The sequence below is a fragment of the Nitratireductor aquibiodomus genome, assembly GCF_900105565.1.
Classification (GTDB): domain Bacteria; phylum Pseudomonadota; class Alphaproteobacteria; order Rhizobiales; family Rhizobiaceae; genus Nitratireductor; species Nitratireductor aquibiodomus.
Genome location: NZ_FNSL01000001.1, coordinates 3,635,539 through 3,655,106, shown reverse-complemented (window position 1 = coordinate 3,655,106; position 19,568 = coordinate 3,635,539). Strand labels below are relative to the sequence as shown.

Annotated in this window: 17 protein-coding genes; 8 read left to right on the top strand and 9 right to left on the bottom strand. The window is 61.3% G+C overall.

Going from position 1 to position 19,568, the window contains the following annotated elements:
• The first annotated feature begins 81 nt into the window (after window positions 1-81).
• Window positions 82-1,737 carry a GMC oxidoreductase gene (locus BLW55_RS17265; protein WP_090330044.1) on the top strand — a complete coding sequence of 552 codons (1,656 nt, stop codon included), beginning with the start codon at window positions 82-84 and terminating at the stop codon, window positions 1,735-1,737.
• Between the two features lie 18 nt (window positions 1,738-1,755).
• Here BLW55_RS17265 and BLW55_RS17260 read toward each other — a convergent pair whose 3' ends face one another.
• Window positions 1,756-3,213, bottom strand: a complete 1,458-nt coding sequence (locus tag BLW55_RS17260; RefSeq protein ID WP_244423403.1) for an oligosaccharide flippase family protein — start codon at window positions 3,211-3,213, stop codon at window positions 1,756-1,758.
• A 262-nt stretch (window positions 3,214-3,475) separates the two neighbouring features.
• On the opposite strand from BLW55_RS17260, the gene BLW55_RS20840 reads away from it, so the two are divergent.
• On the top strand, window positions 3,476-3,625 hold the full coding sequence (locus tag BLW55_RS20840; protein ID WP_177175102.1) for a hypothetical protein: 150 nt from the start codon (window positions 3,476-3,478) through the stop codon (window positions 3,623-3,625).
• A 48-nt stretch (window positions 3,626-3,673) separates the two neighbouring features.
• Here the strand turns inward: BLW55_RS20840 and BLW55_RS17255 are convergent, their stop codons facing one another.
• The 5 genes from BLW55_RS17255 to BLW55_RS17235 form a co-directional block, all read right to left on the bottom strand.
• Window positions 3,674-4,351 carry a sugar transferase gene (locus BLW55_RS17255; protein WP_007007839.1) on the bottom strand — a complete coding sequence of 226 codons (678 nt, stop codon included), beginning with the start codon at window positions 4,349-4,351 and terminating at the stop codon, window positions 3,674-3,676.
• Between the two features lie 154 nt (window positions 4,352-4,505).
• Window positions 4,506-5,858: a glycosyltransferase family 4 protein gene (locus BLW55_RS17250; protein ID WP_090329614.1), complete on the bottom strand. Its 1,353-nt coding sequence runs from the start codon at window positions 5,856-5,858 to the stop codon at window positions 4,506-4,508.
• A 9-nt stretch (window positions 5,859-5,867) separates the two neighbouring features.
• Window positions 5,868-6,782, bottom strand: coding sequence for a glycosyltransferase family 2 protein (locus BLW55_RS17245; protein ID WP_090329613.1), 915 nt, complete (start codon window positions 6,780-6,782; stop codon window positions 5,868-5,870).
• A complete protein-coding gene (locus BLW55_RS17240; RefSeq protein ID WP_244509119.1) occupies window positions 6,772-9,039 on the bottom strand; it encodes a GumC family protein in 2,268 nt (755 codons plus the stop codon). Before BLW55_RS17240 ends, BLW55_RS17245 begins: the two co-directional genes overlap by 11 nt.
• 215 nt (window positions 9,040-9,254) lie before the next feature.
• Window positions 9,255-10,598, bottom strand: coding sequence for a polysaccharide biosynthesis/export family protein (locus BLW55_RS17235; RefSeq protein WP_090329611.1), 1,344 nt, complete (start codon window positions 10,596-10,598; stop codon window positions 9,255-9,257).
• Between the two features lie 324 nt (window positions 10,599-10,922).
• Between BLW55_RS17235 and BLW55_RS17230 the strand changes: the two genes are divergently transcribed.
• From BLW55_RS17230 to BLW55_RS17205, 6 genes are all read left to right on the top strand, one after another.
• Entirely contained in the window at window positions 10,923-12,119 is a 1,197-nt protein-coding gene (locus tag BLW55_RS17230; protein ID WP_090329610.1) for a glycosyltransferase, read from the top strand.
• A 7-nt stretch (window positions 12,120-12,126) separates the two neighbouring features.
• The gene (locus BLW55_RS17225; protein WP_090329609.1) at window positions 12,127-12,504 is read left to right on the top strand and encodes a hypothetical protein; all 378 of its coding nucleotides are present in this window, start codon (window positions 12,127-12,129) and stop codon (window positions 12,502-12,504) included.
• A gap of 468 nt (window positions 12,505-12,972) precedes the next feature.
• Entirely contained in the window at window positions 12,973-13,962 is a 990-nt protein-coding gene (locus tag BLW55_RS17220; RefSeq protein ID WP_090329608.1) for a hypothetical protein, read from the top strand.
• 100 nt (window positions 13,963-14,062) lie between these two features.
• A complete protein-coding gene (gene panB, locus BLW55_RS17215) occupies window positions 14,063-14,914 on the top strand; it encodes a 3-methyl-2-oxobutanoate hydroxymethyltransferase (RefSeq protein WP_051556090.1) in 852 nt (283 codons plus the stop codon).
• Window positions 14,911-15,768: a pantoate--beta-alanine ligase gene (gene panC, locus BLW55_RS17210; RefSeq protein WP_090329607.1), complete on the top strand. Its 858-nt coding sequence runs from the start codon at window positions 14,911-14,913 to the stop codon at window positions 15,766-15,768. Before panB ends, panC begins: the two co-directional genes overlap by 4 nt.
• Window positions 15,769-15,976: 208 nt before the next feature.
• Complete coding sequence (locus tag BLW55_RS17205; RefSeq protein ID WP_025029231.1) at window positions 15,977-16,219, top strand: hypothetical protein; 243 nt, start codon at window positions 15,977-15,979, stop codon at window positions 16,217-16,219.
• Window positions 16,220-16,303: 84 nt separating this feature from the next.
• Here the strand turns inward: BLW55_RS17205 and BLW55_RS17200 are convergent, their stop codons facing one another.
• The 3 genes from BLW55_RS17200 to BLW55_RS17190 are packed head-to-tail and all read right to left on the bottom strand — an operon-like array spanning window position 16,304 to window position 19,477.
• Window positions 16,304-17,386 (bottom strand): AI-2E family transporter, encoded by a 1,083-nt coding sequence (locus tag BLW55_RS17200; protein ID WP_090329606.1) that lies wholly within the window; start codon window positions 17,384-17,386, stop codon window positions 16,304-16,306.
• Entirely contained in the window at window positions 17,370-17,882 is a 513-nt protein-coding gene (locus BLW55_RS17195; protein ID WP_090329605.1) for an HdeD family acid-resistance protein, read from the bottom strand. Before BLW55_RS17195 ends, BLW55_RS17200 begins: the two co-directional genes overlap by 17 nt.
• A gap of 41 nt (window positions 17,883-17,923) precedes the next feature.
• Window positions 17,924-19,477, bottom strand: a complete 1,554-nt coding sequence (locus tag BLW55_RS17190; RefSeq protein ID WP_244509118.1) for a phospholipase D family protein — start codon at window positions 19,475-19,477, stop codon at window positions 17,924-17,926.
• Window positions 19,478-19,568: the final 91 nt, after the last annotated feature.

The following is a 19,568-nucleotide window of genomic DNA, read 5'->3' as shown; positions in this document are numbered from 1 at the left end:
GCTTAAGGGTCAATCGCGATGCGGCGAACCGCTTTCATGGGCGGCTGGCGTGCTGTTCTGATGGCCCGCTCAGGGGGCAACGTGTCCACTCTAGACTTGCGCAACGTGCCTTCGGGCACACAGCTTGACGCCGATCTCGCCCTTGTCGGAGCGGGACCGACCGGGCTGGCGCTGGCGCGGGAGTTTTCCGGTACGCGCCTCAGGATTCTCCTTGTCGAAAGCGGCGGCGTGGACTTCGATCCCGAAGTACAAACCCTCAATCGGGTGGAGAATATCGGCGATCCCAACGCGCGTGACGCCATGCCCCTCCAGCGAGGCTATACGGGCGATCTCGCCTGGCTCAACGACATCCCCGCCTTCGAGCTTCGCAACCGCATGGTCGGCGGCAGCACGCACACATGGGTCGGCAAATGTGCAGCGTTCGACGATATCGACTTCGACGCCCGCAAATGGGTTCCTGATTCCGGCTGGCCGCTGCAGCGGCGCGATCTCACGGATGCGCTCGACCGCGCAGCGGCGCTGCTCAATCTCGGCCCCAACATCTACGACAGGGCGCTCTATCACCGGCTTGCCTCACCGCCCGCCGATATCGACCTGAATGACGATCTGATGCGCACCTTCTTCTGGCAGTTCAGCCACAGGATCAATGGCAGCGAGCCGCTAAGGTTTGCAGACATTGCGAGGGGACTGACGGCAGGGAACATCGACATTCTGACCCATGCGACCGTCACCCGCATCGGGCTCTCCGAGAATGGAAGAAGGGTCGAAGCACTCAATGTCAAAAGCCTTTCGGGGAAGGAAGCGGTGATCCGGGCGCCAGTGATCGTGCTGTGCGGCGGGGGGATTGAGAACGCGCGCATCCTTCTGGCCTCCAGCGATGTAGCGGCAAAGGGCATCGGCAACGATCATGACTGCGTCGGCCGCTACCTGGCCGACCATCCGCGCACGGTGATCGCACGGTTCGGGAAGGAGACGCTGCAGGACGTTGCCGAGCATTTCGGCTTTTACGGGCTCAGCCACAACCGCCGCACGCATTTTTATCTGCGAGGGCTGGCGCTCAGCCCGCGCCTGCAGGCGCGCGAGGGGCTGCTCAACTGCGCCACCTATCCGGTACAGGTGTTGGCGCCGAACGACCCGTGGCTGGCGCTCAAACGGTTCTACTCCGGCAACCGGAGGTTCCGGCTCGACGATCTGAGGACGGCGCTTGCGGCCCCCGGCGGGCTGGCAGCCGGCCTGCACCGGCGGCTCATCATGAAACGGGGCCTGCCGCGCCAGCTCACCGAACTGCGCTTCGACGCCATGGCCGAACAGAGGCCCAACCGCGACAGCCGCGTGACGCTCTCCTCCCTCCGCGATCAGCTTGGCATCCCGCTCGCGCGTGTGGACTGGAAGATCGGCTGGGCGGAAACCGCCAGTGTCGCGCGGCTTGCCGAACTCATCTCGGCCGAATTCTGGCGGGTCGGCCTGCCCCAGCCCAAACTCGAACCCTGGATTCTCGATGAGGATTTCAGGAACGCACCCTTTAGCGACATGGCCCACCCGGCCTGCACCACGCGCATGGGCGATGATCCGGCGACAAGTGTTGTCGACCGGAACGCCAGGGTTCATGATGTCGAGGGCCTTTACGTGGCGGGCAGTTCGGTGTTTCCAACGGCAGGCCATGCCAATCCGACGCTGATGATCATCGCCATGACCCTGCGCCTTGCCGACCATCTCAAGTCGCGGCTTCTTTCCTGAACACACGGACACACAGGGTCAGTGCCCGGATTTCAGCCAGCCTGTCCATTTCCAGCTTGCATAGAGAACGGCCAGATAGATGGTGGCCCCCACCAGAACCTGCATCGCCATTTGCGAATAGGGCGGCATGTGGGTTTCGGCGGGCCAGTGGGCAAGCGACGACACGCCAACGAACATCACCGCAGCGGCGAGCGCTATCAGCCCGCTATTGGCGGTGATGCGTGGCCAGTCAAGCTTTCCGTAGCGGGACTGGAACCAGATGGCGAGAACGCCCGCGAAGCCCGCTGCAACGCATTGTCCAATGGCTGCATAGACGAGGCCGAACGGTGCCAGAACCACCATCATGCCAATGGATGCGATGCTGATCATGAGCGAGAGCGGCCATAGGCGTCGCACCTCACCGCGAACCGAAAGCAGCGGCTCGGTCACATATCCCTGGAAGGACAGAAGCTGCCGCACGGCGAGGATTTTTACGACCAGAGCCACGGGAGCCCAGGTGGCGCCAAGCGCGATGTCCACCAGATTGGGTGCCACGAGTATGAGACCGACATAGACGGGCGCGGCGACGGCAAACAGCGCCGGCAGAAACAGGTTTCCGGCGCGACTGATCGGGTCTGCCGTCTGATCATCGGCGGACTGGCCGCCTGCCCGACGGAAAATCACCCAGGCCAGCATCCGCGCGGGCTCCCCGACCAGCTCCGAAAAAGCAGCAACAATGCGTTCGGCGGCCCGGTAATAGCCGGCATCCGCCAGCCCCAGCAGGCCACCCACGGCCAGCGTGCCCGAATAGGAGCGCCCGAAAACGATGATGCGGACGCTGACGATATAGCGCGCGAAATGAAGTACCTCGCCCAGCACCGAGCGGTCGGGCCAGGCGGGCACGATCCAGCCGAGAACGAGAACGCCGCCAGCCACTGCCAGAAAGTTCGTGACGAGACGTCCAAGCACCAGCGCGACGATATTCCATCCGGCCCAGAGACCAAACAGCGTTACAGCCAGTCCTGCCGCCTCGGCGACGATCCGGATGACCGCCTGCCTGTTGAGCCGGTTCCGATGTACCAGCGTTCCGTCATAGACCGTGTTGAGTGCAGCCGGGATGAACCACAGGGAAAACAGCAGGAAAAGCCAGGTCTGCCAGGCTGAGAACCACAGCCCGCCGATCAACAGTGAAACCAGGAAGCCCATCAGGGTGAAACAGCAGCCGCTCACCAGCGCGATGGAAGCGAGCTGCGGCAAATGCTCTTCGCCGTGGTCGGCGCGCATGATGTACTCCGCCCACCCTCCTTCGCTGACCACGACAAAAAGGAAGGCGATGGCGGAGACGAAAGCGAAGAAGCCGAACTCGGCGGGAGAGAGAACCCGCGCGGCAGCGACGAAGGCGACCAGTTGCGCGACCTGCGAGAACAGTCGCGCGACCATGACCCACACGCCGCCACCGAGGATAGTCGAGACGGACAAGCCAAGGAATCCGCTCACCTGTGTATCATCCTGCCGTGGTTTGTGATCCGGTTTCACGTCGCATTCCCCCTGCCGCTATTCACCTGTGCAAGCGCTTCCGCTACGATTTCCGTGGGAACACTGATGATTCGTCGTCCCTGGCGATGAAATTTTCAGACGTGCAGCCGCATGGGTTTCGATGTTCGATGCGGCCTGGCGTTCAGTATGGGAACCGGAGCGTTTGCGGTTCCCCATGTGTGGTTTCCAGTTTTGATGCTTTGCGGCGGACAATGAGCAGCCAGTGCGAGATGCAAGTAAAGAAAACCAGCTGAACCACGGCTTCCTGGCGCGGCCGTTCAAGGCCATCAGCGCCAAGGTCACCATTCGCTGGCTCGTTGTCGGTTTATGCCTCATCGTCTGGCTGGCCGTTCTGTTTCTCTTCCTCCTCTAGAGCGCTTCCCTTTCCTGGAGTTTCTCCGGAGAGGTAACCTCTCTGCCGCTAGCAGCCATTGTGATCGAACAGGAAGACGCCGACCGTGCGCCAGACGATCTTCAGATCGAGCCTGATCGTACGGTTCTGGAAATATTGAACGTCAAGATCGACCCGCTCGGCATAGGACGTATCGCTGCGGCCTGACACCTGCCACAGACCGGTAATGCCCGGCTTCATCATGAGATAGTCGTTTATGCGCTCGCCATAGCGCGCCATCTCGTCCTCGACGATCGGGCGGGGACCGACAACACTCATCTCACCGCGCAGCACATTCAGGAACTGAGGCAACTCATCCAGGCTCGATACGCGAAGGAAATGTCCGATGGGATGAATGCGTGGATCGTTACGCAGCTTCTGGCAGGCGCGCCACTCCTGCAGGAGGACGGGATTCTGGTCCAGAAGCTCCTTGAGCAGACGGTCGGCGTCGCGGCGCATCGTGCGGAATTTCAGGCAGTCGAACACTCGGCCATCCCGACCGATCCGCTTCTGTCTGTAAAAGACAGGCCGCCCGTCGCTGATCAGAATACAAAGAGAAATCAATGCGATGGCAGGGAGAAGAAAAACGATGACGAGAACGCTGAAAGTGACATCGAACAGTCTCTTCACAACGAAATACGAGCGGAGATGCCTGACTTTCCGCAGCTCCAATCCCTGCTTTACGGAATCATCATATGCGTACAGCATGAACCCGCCCCTGGGTGTTTTTGTTTGCCTCGCCGTCGATCATTATAAGGCCCTGCAGACCCCGTGATATAACTCCATCGGGGTATTGGGCGGGGCAATTTAGGTGCAATCCACCGCACAATCGAACCATCCCTACCCCTGCAGCACCACCGGACTAATCGGCTTCATTTGACTGGCTGGCTGCGTGGCCAAAAGCATTAGCTCCCGGTGCATTTCCGCGGGTGCCGACAGCTTGCCCCGCCGTGATTCCCGTTCGGTGGTTCGCCCGCCCTCTCCCTGGTGCCCGCCCCCTGATCACGCGGTCCAGGATGCCTGCATAGAGAGCAAGGAGCGCCGCCAGCCAGCTTTCCGTCGTGTTGGAGAACTGCGGCGCGCATTGAAGGGCGTTTTCGCTCATCGCCGAAATCAGGTCATCGTCATCGGCCAGCCGGCGCAGAGTAGCGGCAAGCGCCTCAATGCCGCCGGTGGGGAAGGTGAAAGCCGCGCCGGCCTCCGTCAGCTCGCCGCCCAGCAATGCATGTGATGGAAGCACGACGGGGATGCCGCTTCCCACGGCCTCAAGGGCGGCGAGGCCGAACGGTTCAGGAACCCTCGAGGAGATGACGACACAGCGTGCATTGCCGATCAGGCCGGCAATCTGCGCGCGATCGCACCAGCCATGAAGGGTCACCTGCGGGTAGCGAGCCTCAAGGAGCGCGCGCCCGGCACCCTCGCCAATGACATGCAGGGGAACACCGGCAAGATGTGCTGCCCGTGCGGCGTCTTCAAACCCCTTTTCAGGCTCCAGACGTCCTATGAAAAAGAAATCGCACTTCTCCTGCGGACGGGCCCCGGAAGGCAGAAATGGCGCAACGGGGTTGCGAATGGTCACCATCCGGCTGTCATCGATGCCGGCACGGTTGAAAAAGCGCCGCATCCCCTCGTGCACGAGCACGATGTTGGCAGGCTGTCTTTGCAAGGCAGAGAAACGCTGCATCAGAAGGTGTCGCGTGGAACGCCAGGCCTTCTGGTGAAAGCCCCGCTTGTCGCACTGCGTTGCGAGGCAGCGCAGCGACATGGGATCGAGGCCGCATATGGATGCTGTCGGGTAGTTGATAAAGCCGCCATTGGGGCAGGCGAGAAAATAGTCGTGTGCATGCAGGACCACCCGCTCGCGTACCGGTGCGAGTGCCCGGAAGATGGACGGGGACAGAATCTTTGACCATCCATGGACATGATAGATTGTCGAGGGCCTGTCGTGCCTGGCAATCCAGCCACTCAGGGCGCTGTAGGCGTTCCGATTGTAGAGCCCGCCGGCCAAGGCAGAAAGACGCCCGCGCTCGACAAGCGGCTTTCCGTTGACGTGAACGGTCTCAGGCTGCGCCGTCCGGGCGGGTTCATCGCCGGCAAAAAAGGTCACGGGCACGCCTGCCTCTCGCAGGAGCCGGGCAGCCAGGCAGGACAGGTTCGAGGCGCCGCCGATCTCCGCCGACCGATCGTTGATGATGACAACCCGCCCCGGACGCATGATCGCCCCCTATTCCAGAACTGTCACGTTCCGGGGGGAGAGCCGGCCGCGCACCAGATCCGCCATGGCGCGCATATTGCCCAGCAGCCGGCCGCGCCGGTCCACCCATGGCTCGGGCCGGAAAACCTTCACCGCATTGGCGGCAAGGTTGCGCATGATCTGCGGCGCCGCATGACGCGGGCTCATGGTCTTTTTGCCCATGAGATAGACCGGATTGGCAATCTGCGAATATCCCAGCCGGAGGCCCGAAGTGCGTCCTGTCTTGGTGCCGAGATGCACGCCATGGAGACGCGTTGAACTCACTATGCGCCCGTGCCGTGCCAGCTGCCGGCTGAAATCCACATCCTCGAGCCAGCCATAAAGCGGGAGATTTTCGTCAAAGCGGAGGCCATACCCGCGGACGGTCGACATGCGGACCGCCATGTTGCACCCATAGCCGCTGTAGACGGGGTGTTCGCCACCGGCCGGCTCCGCATCCGACTGCGAGCGGATGATGCGCAAACCATCTTCAAGTGGAATTCCCGGCCCGAGAATGCCGTCCGCGTCCACCGTTCCCGTGCTCATGACCACGTCGGGGTAGCGCTGGAAGATTCGCACCGTCTCTTCCAAATAGGACGGCGTGACAAGGAAATCGTCGTCAAGGAACAGGAGGATGTCGGCATCTTCCACACTCTCCAGAATGCGGTTTCGCTGCCGGCAGAGCCCCCGTTCGGCAAACACGACGCTGGTCCGTTGAAAGAGTGCGGCCATGGCATCGGCATCCACATCATCCTTCTCTGCCGCACATATGACGATCCGGTCCACCGACCGCGACTGCTCCAGCAGATGCGGCACGACGGCGTGGAGAATTTTCCTGCGTCCGGTGGTGGCGATGCCGACAGCGATCCGAAGACCCATCCGTCCGGGGTAGCGTTCAAACTGCATGGCGGCCTCCCGTATCGAGTGTGTTTCTGGCGATCGGGCGCCACCATTGCCGGGTTTTGCGCTTGTTGAAGACGACACCCAGAATGCCGACGCGGGACTTGCCGAATGTGGCCAGTGCGCTGGCCAGCCATTCGACGGTCATCTTGCGCCGGTTCCCGAGCATGAGGAGGATGCCGTCGAGATAGGCGCTGGCCGCACGCGTGTCCGCCGAGGACGCAAAGGTGGAGAGATCCACGATGATCACATCGTAATCCTGACGGAGCTCTTCGAGCTTCTTCTTGAGTGCGGGCAGGTGCCCGAAGCGGTGACCCGGATGCGCCGCCTTTCGAATCTGCTCGACGGTGAGCACGGGGAGGATCGGCACTTCCTCCAGTTGGGCGCGCTTTTCGCCCTTATGCTTTTCCTCAGTCGCACCATCGGCGTCCACAGTGCCACGATAGACGGAAAGGCCCGCTTTCGGTCCTGTGTTGACCGCCTGAATGCTGAGAAACGGGTTCTTGAAGTTGGCATCGACCAGCACCACCCGCAGGCCTTCATTGGCGTAGAGCTGTCCCAGATTGGCTGCGATGGTGCTTTTTCCTTCGCCTCCGCCGACCGAGGTCAATCCCACAACAATCGGCCCGCCCGAAGGGAACGCGGCGTCAATGGAACTTTTCACGCCACGGAGCGCTTCGGAGAAGCCGGAGTAAGGCGCATCCAGAACGAAACGGAGTGCACCCTTGGCACCCGGTGCCTGAAAACGCGTAAAGGGAACGTGGCCGAGTGTGGGCAGGCCGAGCTCACGGCTGAGGCGCTCGCCGGAGCTGATGCGGCGGTCGAGCACATCGCGCAGGCCTGCAAGCCCCAGACCGCCGGCAAAGCCGAGCATCAGGGCCATCGGAATGATGAGTGTCGTTTTCGGCCAGTTCTTTGCAAGCGGCGGGGTTGCCGCCGTCACCATACGCGCATCGCCGATGGGGAAGGACTGCTTCTGCAGCGTCGTGATCAATTGCTGCAAGACGCTTTCATACATGCGCCGATAGGTGGTCGCCCGGCTTTCAAGCTCGGTCAGCTGGACACGCGCCAGATTTTTCTCCGTAACACTGCCCTTGATCGCGTCGAGCTGCTCCTTGAGCAATTCTTCGCGGGCCTGCGCAGTGTCGAGATTTGATCTGTAGACACCCTGAATGCGCACGAGCTCGGTGTTGATCTGCGTTTCAAGCCGCGCAATCTCGGACTTTGCAGCCAAAGTCGGCTCGCTGTCGGCTCCATAGCGGGTCTGCAACGCCTCGAGCCGTGTGCGGGCCGCTCCAAGATCCGCTCTCAGACGGTTGATCTCGGTGTTGCTCAGCGCCTCGCCGACATAGCTGTCGGGCAGTTCCCCCGCCAGCATGCGGTTGATGGTCGCCAGCCGCGCCGCTTCGCCTGCGGTCGCCGCCTGCGCTGACAGCAACTGGCTGCTGATCTCGGCAAGCTGCTGCTGGTCCAGTCCGGAGGGGCCAACCTGCGCGATATCATTGCTGTTCCGGTATTCCTCCGCACTCAAAGCGGCTTCCTGCGCCTGCCGGCCAATCTCCACCAGCCGGTCTTCGATCCACTGCGCGCCACGCGCAATGATCTGCGATTTCGCATCGAGGCTCGACTGCATGTAGGTGTTGGCGATGGCATTGGCGGCCCGCGCCGCCTTGACGGGGTCCGTGGACGTGTAGCCGATCTCCAGAACATAGGACTGGCCCACGCGGCGAACCGACACACGGCCGAGAAAGCCCGCCATGGTGCGGCGCATGATCTCTTCTTCATTCGGCTTGCCGGCTGCTTCGGCATCCTCCCCGGTCGCTGGATCGAACACGGAGAGCATCGTAACGACCGCACCACGCACGGCCGATCTCCATGAACTGCTCGTCTGGATTTCCGGGTCTTCAGTCAGATTGAGCTGCTTGATGACGGAACGGGCAATCGCCTCGGATTTGACGATCTCCACCTCGCTCGCAATTTCTGCAGTCTCGATGATGATGGTGCCGGTGGAAGCGTCCTGCGAGGCGATGCGCGCCTGTTCACGGTCGATGACGATGCGTGCGATGGAGGTGTAGGTGGGTTCCGTATTGGCGATATAGAGCGCGCCGAGCGCCACGCCCGCAGCGGAAGCCAGGGCAAGAATCAGAAAATGCCTTTGCAGGAAGGCCCAGATGTCGCGGAAGGAGATGTAGTCCTGCTGCCGCCCGCTCTCCTTCGACGCCATCTCCGTTCCGGTCAGCTTCCTGATTTCCTGCACCACCATGTTCGGCCCCACCCGTCTTGCAGGCTACGCGTCCTTCCGAACGCAAGCGCTCCATCTCATTGTTTTCCGCATTGACGCGGACGCCAGGTGAGCCCACCTGGCTGCAGAATTTTCTAATCATCGGACCGAAAAATAGAATCCGGTTTTCGGGTCATTCCGATGCTCCATCATCAGTCTAGATCGTCCTTTGTGCGTCCGGATGGACGCACGGCGATCTAGCGCGACTGCGCCTGCATGACCCCGTTTTCGAGGGAAGCGCGGGGCATTGAGGCGCGCAGCAGATCGAGCTGCACGTCCAGAACGTCGCCCGGTTCCAGCCCGGTCGTTTCAACGGCGTCCACACGCTGTTTCTCATCACCGCCGCGCAGGATGCTGAACCGCAGCGGCTGCTGCTCGAACGCCCTGTCCTCACGACGCAGGATCGACGCCCCGGTCGCCTGAAGAAGCTGCTCCGTCATTCCGCGGCGCAGTTCCAGGTCGTCGATTTCCAGATTGACCCTTTGCAGTTCGGCGCCGATTTCCGTGCGCCTTGTGCCCTCGAGGCTGAGCGCATCGCGCTCGGTCTCACTCAGCCGCTGCCGGGCGCGCATGGAGGCAACCGCAAGATCGAGACGACTCGACTGGAGGTCGGCAACAATGCGCTCGAGCCCTGTCTCGCGCGATTTTGTGACCGTGCCCTTTTTGACCAGCTGCGCGACATTGCCGAGCTCTTCCTCGGCGATTTTGATCTGACGGTCCTGTGCCACCATCTTTTCGCCGAGAATCCTGATTTCCTCGCGGAACAGTGTGCCGAGTTCATCGAGCGCACTGCGCTGGCGCTGATAGGCGTTGCGGCGAGCTTCGAATATGGCCTTCTCGTCCCGCACGAACTGGGCTGCGTGCCCGGCCAGAGGTCGTCCCTGAAGAGCGGCGTCGAAATCGACACTCTCGCCCTCGACAAGCTCCGCTTCGAGCCGCGCCCGCCGGGTCGCAAGCTGCAGAAGCTGGAGATCAATACGGCCGATCTCGCCCGCATAGCGGATCTGTTCGAGTTCTGAATAACCGCCCGCCTGATCGGACCGGCGCACACGCCCGCCGGCCATGGCGAGCGCCTGCAGGACGCTGAGCCCTGGATTGAACTCGAACTCACCCGGACGCTCCACGCTGCCGGTGACAAATACGGACGGGTAACGCACCACTTCCACCGTGGTAGCGGGCGGCGAGATGAGGCCTGTCTTCTTTTGAAGTGCCGCGGCTATTTCGCCGGCCAGCGCCTGGCTGGTCCTGCCATCAGCCGCGATTTGCCCCACCAGCGGGAGGGCGATCATGCCTGCGGGAGAAACGGTATATTCGCCGTTCAAGGCCGTCCATTCCCGGTATTCGCCCTGGGCCTCCACCCATTCGACCACGGCGATTTTCACCCGCGTCTGCGGCAGGAGCTGAAAATCGCCCTGGGCGCGGGCGGCATCATTGCCGGCAAAGATGCTCAGGATGAACACAAGCGCCGTAAAGGCCGCCGTGAGGACGAACGATCCTGCGCTGCGGAAAGAAATGGTGGGATCAGTTGTACCCTGCTTCATCCTACCCGTTCCGGAGATATCCATGGCGTTCGGGAAGGACGCAGAACCGCCTCCCCCACCGTCGATCATCGGGCGAAACGGCGCGAGGTAAATTCGGTTGAAATGGTGTGCGGCTAGTTCCTTTCGGCTAGGGCGCCTAAGCCCATTGGGCTTTTGACGCAGAACAGACACCCCACGCGGAGCCTCAACGTCCGATCGGATGATGACCTAGCCCGTTTGAGCGCGCCGCTCCATCGTTCAGACACGCGTTCAACCGTATTGTCGGCGTGCCCCCACGTGCCGTTTCAAAGCAATATCCCGGAGGGCAAATCCGGGAGAACCATCTTGCGTGTCGCCATCGTTCACTACTGGCTGGTCTCCATGCGTGGGGGCGAAAAGGTCGTCGAAGCCCTGTGCGACATGTATCCGGACGCCGATATCTTCACGCTGGTTTATGATGAAAAACGGGTTTCGGAGAAAATCCGCCGGCACCGTGTCACCCCCTCTTTTCTACAGAAGATACCAGGTGCGAAACGGCACTATCAGTCGCTCCTGCCGCTGATGCCCTTCGCGCTGGAGAGCCTGGACGTCTCCGGATATGACCTCGTGATCTCCAGCGAATCCGGACCGGCCAAGGGCATTACGCCCGGACCCCAGGCAACCCATGTCTGTTATTGTCACTCACCCATGCGCTATGTGTGGGACCACTATCACTTCTACCGGGCCAATGCCGGCCTGCCGGCGCGGCTGCTTATGCCGTGGATCGCGCCAGCCCTGCGCACCTGGGACGTGACCACCGCTGCGCGCGTCGATGCCTTTGTCGCCAATTCGCGCCATGTGGCGGACCGGATCAGCAAATATTACCGCCGTCGTGCGACCGTGCTCAATCCTCCGGTGAGCGTCGATGATTTCGCGCCCGTGAGCGACCCCGGCGACCACTATCTCGTCGCCGGCCAGCTGGTCGGCTACAAGCGGGTCGACCTGGCCGTGCGCGCGTTCACACGTATGGACCGCAAGCTCGTCGTAATCGGCGAAGGACCGGAGATGGCGACGCTGAAGCGGCTCGCCGGGCCCAGCGTGACGTTTCTGGGCCGAACCCCCTTCCCGCAGCTCAAAGACATGCTTGCCCGCTGCCGGGCACTCATTTTTCCCGGCACCGAGGACTTCGGGATCGTGCCGGTGGAGGCGATGGCGAGCGGGCGGCCGGTCATCGCCCATGCGAGCGGTGGCGTGCTCGATTCGGTCGTTCCCGACCATACGGGGCTTCTCTTCGACGAGCAGTCGGAAGCAGGCCTGATTGATGCCGTGCGCCGCTTCGAGGCCATGGAAGGAACCTTCCATCCCGAGATTATCCGCCAGCATGCGCAGCAGTTCAGCGATGTTCACTTCAGGCAGCGCATGCAGCAGATCATCGATGACGAGATTGCCAGGCGAAAGCCGATGCCGGTTTCGCTCTCGCAGACGGTGCGCAAGCAACCGTCCCTCCGCGCCCGGGTCGCCAGGGTAAAGCTCCCCGACACACATTTGAGAAACGGAGCGTGACAGAGCCATGTTTTCAGTCCTGCGTATAAGGAGCACGGCACGTGACCAGGAAACCGATACACTGCGTTTCAAAACGCTTCTGCACACGCTCGACCTTCTCGACAGGGAGTTGCGGGCTGAACGACGGGGCCTGAAGGAGCGCTGCGAGCGGATCGCGGCAACCGCCGCCTTCGCGCAGGAGCGCTTTGAAAGCAACGACCATGAGAACGCGCTCTCGACGCGGATCGACGAGATGACCCGCTCGATGAAGAACTACACGCGACGGATGAATGCACTTCAGCGCCAGATCGACCTTGTCGGTAAGCTGCGCGCGACCGCGTCGACCTTCACGGCGGACCACCATTTACTCCCGGAACCGCGGGAGGCTCCCGGCTTGCGGCACTAACCCGCGTCGGAACGGGAAGCGTGGGATCGATGCCTTTCAAAATGATTAGAGGAGACCCGCCGATACGCTGACAAGATGAACGCCGTAACACCTAAGCGCAGGGGATTTGCACCAACGTTCTATCTGCACGACGCGCCTGGGCTTTTATGATTTCCAGCAGTTGAGAAGATTGAGAATCGTCGAATATGAAACGCTAAGCTACCGCCTTTATTGAGGTTTCGGAACTTGGCGCAGCGCAGAAACGAGGCTCCGGATCGCCAGTGCGAAGGCATGGCGAGGGATGTCTCCCGGTTCAAACGGAGAGGAGCGAACCGGGAGCGGGGGAGGACACGCGAACGATGGACACGTCTCGTGCGGAGAGACTTCGCACCGGGCGGTAGACCAGGAAAGGTCGGCGAACCGGGCAGAACTCTGATGGCAAGCAGTGGCAGTTCAGAACGAGCAATTCATTACACAGACACAACCGGGATGCTCGCGCTCATCGAAGAGGACATTCGAGCCTTCGACCTGAGCCTTTCGGGACTGCGCGTCGTGGTTCCCGTCGATAGCCGATTTCTGGCAGCAACCGCAGCAACCGCCCTCATGGCGGGTGCCGCTGCCGTGACCGCCGTCACACCGACGGCCACCCGGTTCCAGTCAGCCGAAGAAGCGGCGGAGGCGACGCGTACACTGGTCGGGGCCGCCGGGCTCCTGGAAAATCTGTCGATCGACGAACGAATCGACCACGAAACCTGCCGGGCGACCAATGTTCTTCTCAACGGCCCATCCATCCGTCCGATCACGCGCTCGCTGATCGAGCGCCTGCCCGACCACTCGGTCGTGGCACTGATGCACGAAGCCTGGATGACACTGACGGGAGAGGTGGACATTGAGGCCAGCCTTGAGCACGACATCCCGATCTCCGCCGTCAACGAATCTCATCCGCTGGTGGGCGCCAGGGACTACCACCCGGCCCTCTGCCTCGAATTGCTCAAGGATGCGGAAATCCCCGTGGAGGGGGCGGATATCGCGCTGATCTGCGACAATCCCCTCTCTGACACACTGGAAAGGGGCCTGAGACGAGCCGGTGCGCAGGTGGCCGTCGTCGCGCATGCCAATCAGATCTTCGAGCATGACTGGCGCGCCATCCTTCTCGCCAAGCGTCCCCGCGAGGAGCCACGCCTCGGGATTCAGGATCTCGGCTGGATCGCCAAGAGCGCGCCCGACGCGACGGTGGTTCAGTACTGGGGAGATGTAGACCGGAAGGCGGCACGGTATTTCGAACTGAAGGTGTGGCCGCAGCGCACACCCGGCAAGGGCCAGTGGGGAATACCGCTGGATACGCTGGGGCCCGGCCCGATATTGCAGCGCATCACGGGCGGCCTCAAGGCCGCGCAGTCCGTGCTTGCCGGAACGCCGACCGCACCCGACAGCCTAGCACAAACCCTTACATCCACTGACATTTTCAACGGCGATTGACATTCGGCAATCTGCGCCGTGAGTCTTCGCATCTGCAAAAAACTGTGTCATATCCCTGTCGCAATCGTTCCGGCGCGGCACGTTCCGCATCAGTGGCGATATGCGAAGGGAGGACAGTTTGAGCGCAAACGCACGGATTACGGCACTGACGCCGCCCGACATCCTGGCGCGGAAGGGCGGCGATCCGCTCGTCTGCCTGACCGCCTACACCACCCCGCTTGCCCGCCTCGTGGACCGGCACTGCGACATAATCCTCGTCGGCGACAGTGTCGGTATGGTTCTGCATGGCCTGCCGAGCACACTCGGCGTTTCGCTCGACATGATGATCATGCATGGTCAGGCTGTTCGGCGTGGCGTGGAACGCGCCCTGCTCGTCGTCGACATGCCCTTTGGAAGCTATGAGGAAACGCCGGAGCAGGCTTTTCGCAATGCCGCCCGCATCATGGCCGAGACCGGATGTGCGGCCGTCAAGCTCGAAGGTGGCGAGACGATGGAAAAGACCATCCGCTTTCTAACCCGGCACGGCATTCCGGTCATGGCGCATATCGGCCTCACGCCCCAGGCGGTCAACAGTTTTGGCGGCTACAAGGTGCAGGGGCGCGGCGACGACGCATTCCACATCCTGCGGGATGCGGAAGCGGTGGCCGATGCAGGTGCATTCTCCATCGTGCTCGAGAAGGTTCCGGCCACGCTCGCCGATCGCATCACCGAGACAGTTGTCATTCCCACCATCGGCATCGGCGCATCGCCGGCCTGCGACGGGCAGATACTCGTGGTTGATGACATGCTGGGCATGTTCGACGCGTTCAGGCCGAAATTCGTCAAGCGCTTCGCCGAGCTTGGCGAGGCCGCGGATGCGGCCATCGCGGCCTATGCGCAGGAGGTCCGCTCCCGGAAATTTCCGAGCGACGCCCATGTCTTCACCGATGGCAGGAAGGGAAAGACCGAATGAGCCCCAGCATCCTCCGCACGGTTGCGGAACTGCGTGAGCGCGTTCGCACATGGCGGTGCGCCGGCGAGCGGGTTGCCGTCGTGCCCACCATGGGCGCGCTCCACGAAGGGCATCTGAGCCTCGTGGAAGCAGCAAAGGCGCGCGCCGAGCGGGTGATCGTCACACTGTTCGTCAATCCCAGACAGTTCAACAACGCGTCCGATCTCGCCGCCTATCCACGCACGGAAGCAGACGATGCGGCCAAACTCGCGCCATTGGCTGTCGATGTCCTGTTCGCCCCTGCGGTAGAGGAGATGTACGGCTCCGGTTTCTCAACCACCGTTTCCGTCACGGGTGTGAGCGATGGGCTGTGCGGAGCGCACCGGCCCGGCCATTTCGACGGCGTTGCGACCGTCGTCAGCAAGCTCCTACTGCAGAGCGAAGCCGATATAGCCTGCTTTGGTGAGAAAGATTTCCAGCAGCTTCTGGTGGTGCGTCGGCTTGCCGCCGACCTGAACATTCCGGTCGAAATCGTCGGTTGTCCGACAGTGCGAGAGGCCGACAATCTGGCGCTCTCATCCCGCAATATGCGCCTCACGACCGCGCAGCGGCGCATTGCACCCGCCATTGCAGATGTGTTGCTGAAAAGTGCGGCGCACCTTGCCACCGGTGGTGACGCTGCTTCCGTTCTGGAAGCGGCGCGGAACGCCCTGCAAAAAGCAGGGTTTGACCGGGTGGAGTATTTCGAACTGCGGGATGCAGAAACCCTCGAGCCTCTCCAGCACGCCGACCGTCCTGCAAGGCTTCTTGCCGCGGCCTGGCTCGGAGAAACACGGCTGATCGATAATGTGCCTGTAGTTCCCCCCAACCTCTGAACCCCATGGGTGTTCCCTTCGAGGTTTTCAATGAGAATCGCGTAACGCCCGCGTGAGTATTCTTCCCAATGGCTTGATCGAAAGTGGCCGCGATTTTCGCCAGCACTTGATTTCTCGGTGATCGCCTATCCTGCGATGGTCCCGGCATCGGCGCTTGCAATGTCTCGCCGAGACTACAAAGCAAACCAGATGCTACACGGAGATCATCATGAAAACCGCAGTTCTTGCAGCACTCGCCACACTCATCCTCGCCGCGCCGGCAGCGGCGCTCGAGCCGATCAAAGGGAGCCTAAACTACAATGCCGATCAGACCGCTCTGAGCAAGACGCCCGTCGGTTCGGTAACCTTCAACGAATTCCACAACGGCGGCAATCGCTACCGTGAGGTCTATGTGGTCGATACTGATCGTCGGTTGAAAATCGTCAACCGCTCTGTGGTCGACAACTCCTAAATCCAGTCCCAATCGCGTTCAAACGGCCCCGGTTTGCGGGGCCGTTTTTCGTTTTCGGCAGCAAGAAGGGATTCAGGAGCACCTTCACTCATCATCACCATTGCGAAAAACAGCCTGCACATCGTCTGCAAGAAGCAGCGCAATCGGCCGCGTGCTCTCGAAGTTGGCCATGATGATTGCGATGATCGAGGTCAGGGGGATGGCAAGGATGGCCCCGGGAATGCCCCATAGCGACGACCAGACCGCCAGAGACACAAGAACGACGAATGGTGACATGTTGATCCTACGGCCGATCATGCGCGGCTCAAGGGCATTGCCCACCCACATCTGTGCCGAGGTCAGCAAGACCGCGACCAGAAGCGTGGTCTGGAGCGAGCCGTACTGCGCCAGTGTGAGAAGCACGGGAAACATCACCCCCATGAGTGATCCGACATAGGGAATGTAGTTCAAGAGCCCGATCAGAACCGCCCAGAAAAGCGCGAAATCGACACCGAAGAGCTTGAGCACGACAAAGGAAAGGAGGCCAAGAATGATGTTCACAAACGTCTTGACGGCCAGATACTCTCCAATGCTGCGGTTGATGTCGCGCACAATCGTGTGGGTCTGGCTTGCCCTGTCTCTTGGAAGGGCAGCCGCAATCTTTCTTGCAAAGCCGCCGCGCTCGGCCATCAAAAATGTCGAATAAACCACCGCCATGAAGATGATGCCGGCCAGAGAACCGACAGAGCCAAGCCCGACAGCGGCAAGGCGCTGAAGGTTGATGCGTCCCCATAGTGTTTCAATGAGGGTTGAGAGATTGGGGATCTCTTCGATATCAAATTGGGAAAGGATGCCAGTGAGCATGTCCGTCAGGTTCTTTTGATACACCGGCAAACGCGCGATCACCTGTTCGGCGGTGCCGACCATCACACTGGCCAGCATGACCAGGGCCAGAACGAATATCGCCAAAACGAGGCCGCGCCGCATCCACTCGGGAAGACGGCCGAGCACGGGCAGACGCCCCAGAGCTTCAGACGCGGTCAAGAGAACATAGACCGAGATCACCGCAATGAAGATCGGCATCAGGACCGAGCGCCCGACCACCAGTATCCACCCGATCAGGACCGTGAGAATGACGGCAAGAACCAGAGTGATAAATGCGCGAAGCGGGTCAGTTTTCTCCAGCATGTCTCTTCAATCGCAATGACAGGAGCACCAGCGCGACGCCGCTGGCCAACAGTTCCAGAGCCACAACCAGGCCGAAATTGATCGTCACGCCGAGAAGGACCATCACGCCGAGGATTGCGGAAACGCCACCTGCGCCGAGAAGTACGGGAAACACACGATCGCCCCGCAGGCTGCGTCCCACCCAGAGTTTTGCCGCACCCGATGCTATCAAGAGTGCTCCAAGGAGAAACTGCAACATGCGACCATCACCGAATGGACCGAACAGAAGAGACAGGCCGAGAAAGATGCCGGCGAGCGCCAGCAGTCCGGCACCGATCATCGTGGGGGCACTGGGCGCCTTATAGGCTGCCCATCCCTGCAAAGCGCCGACGATGATCAAAGCCCAGCCGCCCAATGTCAGTGTCAGACTGGAAGCAGAGCCGAGGTTGAAAAGAGAGGCAAGACCACCGAGCAGAGCAACAATCCCGGCAAGCAGCCACAACATCCAGTGCTTCATCTTCCCCTCCGTTCGGTCTCAAATGCCAATTGGGATTCTCGCTAGAGCAACCATTCCACTGGAAGCCAGCCGACCACCACCGTTGCGATCTGCCGGAACCAGGTCGCTCCGGGCTCTTCCTGATAAATGACCGGATCCTGCTGTCGCCGTTCCTCCACCCAAACCATTTTGCTCTCGGGGGTCAATCGAGGTTGATAGCTGACCAGCCCCAGCCTTTCGTCGAATCCCTCGCTGATCTTCCGGGCCATGCTCTCGCTGTCAATCAGGAAGCCCATCTCGCAGTTCAGGATCGCGGATCGTGGGTCGAAATTGAATGAACCGATGAAAATGCGTTCGCCGTCAACGGCGAAGGTCTTTGCGTGCAGGCTGGCGCCTGAAAGACCGAATGGCCTTAGCTGAATCTCGGAGCCCTGCGTCACGCCGCCACGCAGTTTCAGCTCGTAGAGCTTTACCCCTGCCTCGAGGAGCCCTCGCCGATATTTAGCGTAGCCGCTGTGCACCAGAAGCACATCCGTCGTGTTAAGTGCGTTGGTCAAAATGCGCACCTGCCTGCCGGCCTTTGCCAGATCGCTGAAATAGCTGCTTCCGATCTTGCCAGGAACGAAGTAGGCCGAGATCAGATCGAGCCGTTCCTGCGCCTCACCAAGGATCGCGCCGAGCCGCATGATCATTAGCTGATCGCGCGTGGCGATCCCCTCCCCCTTTACCGGGTCATCGGCAACGAGTTGGACATCCGTCCATTCCAGCGCCTCACCACCCCCGGCATAGCGTTCGGCACTGCTTTCAAGCTCGGCCAGAACCGCGTGCGCTTCATCGCTTGAGCGCACCTGCGCGACACGGGCCTCAAATGCCGACAAGTCTCCTGAGCCAGGGATGATCGTCTCGACGTCATAGACCGAGGCGCTGTTCCAGTATTCGTCGAACACCGCAGCTGTTTCGGGAAGAATCGCGCCTGTCGCCAGCACATCCATGTCGACGTAGAACGCCTCGCCGATCTGGAAATACTCGTCGCCGATGTTGCGGCCGCCGACGATCGCCGCAGCACCGTCGACGATAAACGACTTGTTGTGCATACGCCGGTTCATGCGGAAGAAATCGAATGCATAGCCTAGAAGCTTCGGCTGGCGGACCGTCGACGGATTGAACAGGCGAATGTGGAAATTCGGCAGGCCGTTGAGGGCAGCCATGTGGGCATCGAGCCCCGGCACCCCGTTGTCATCAAGCAGAAGCCGCACCCGCACACCGCGCGCCGCCGCCTCGCGCAGCGCAGCCAGCAGAAGGATACCCGACGTATCGTCGTGCCAGATGTAGTACTGTGCATCGATGGAGCTTTGCGCGTGCTCGATCAGGGCCAGCCGGCTCGCCAGCGCGTCCTTGCCATCGGCAAGCGGCAGAACGCCTGTCTTGCCTGGATGCGCCGCCTCGCCCGCCTGCAGCAGCCGGCCAAGTTGCGTCGCAGGGTCGGCGGCGATCGCGTTCTGCGGTTCCCGGTCCGAGATATCGGGCAATGGAAAAACAAACCGGAGAACGACAACCGCCAGCACAACCGCAAGGGCTATGGAGATCAGACCGAACATAACCTGCTTTATACGCACGAAGCCCCCTTCCCGCACGGATGGAATGCCAATTTATCCCAACTGTGGGAAAGCAAGGCAAGGAAGGGTTTCACTGGCCAGGCATCGCGCA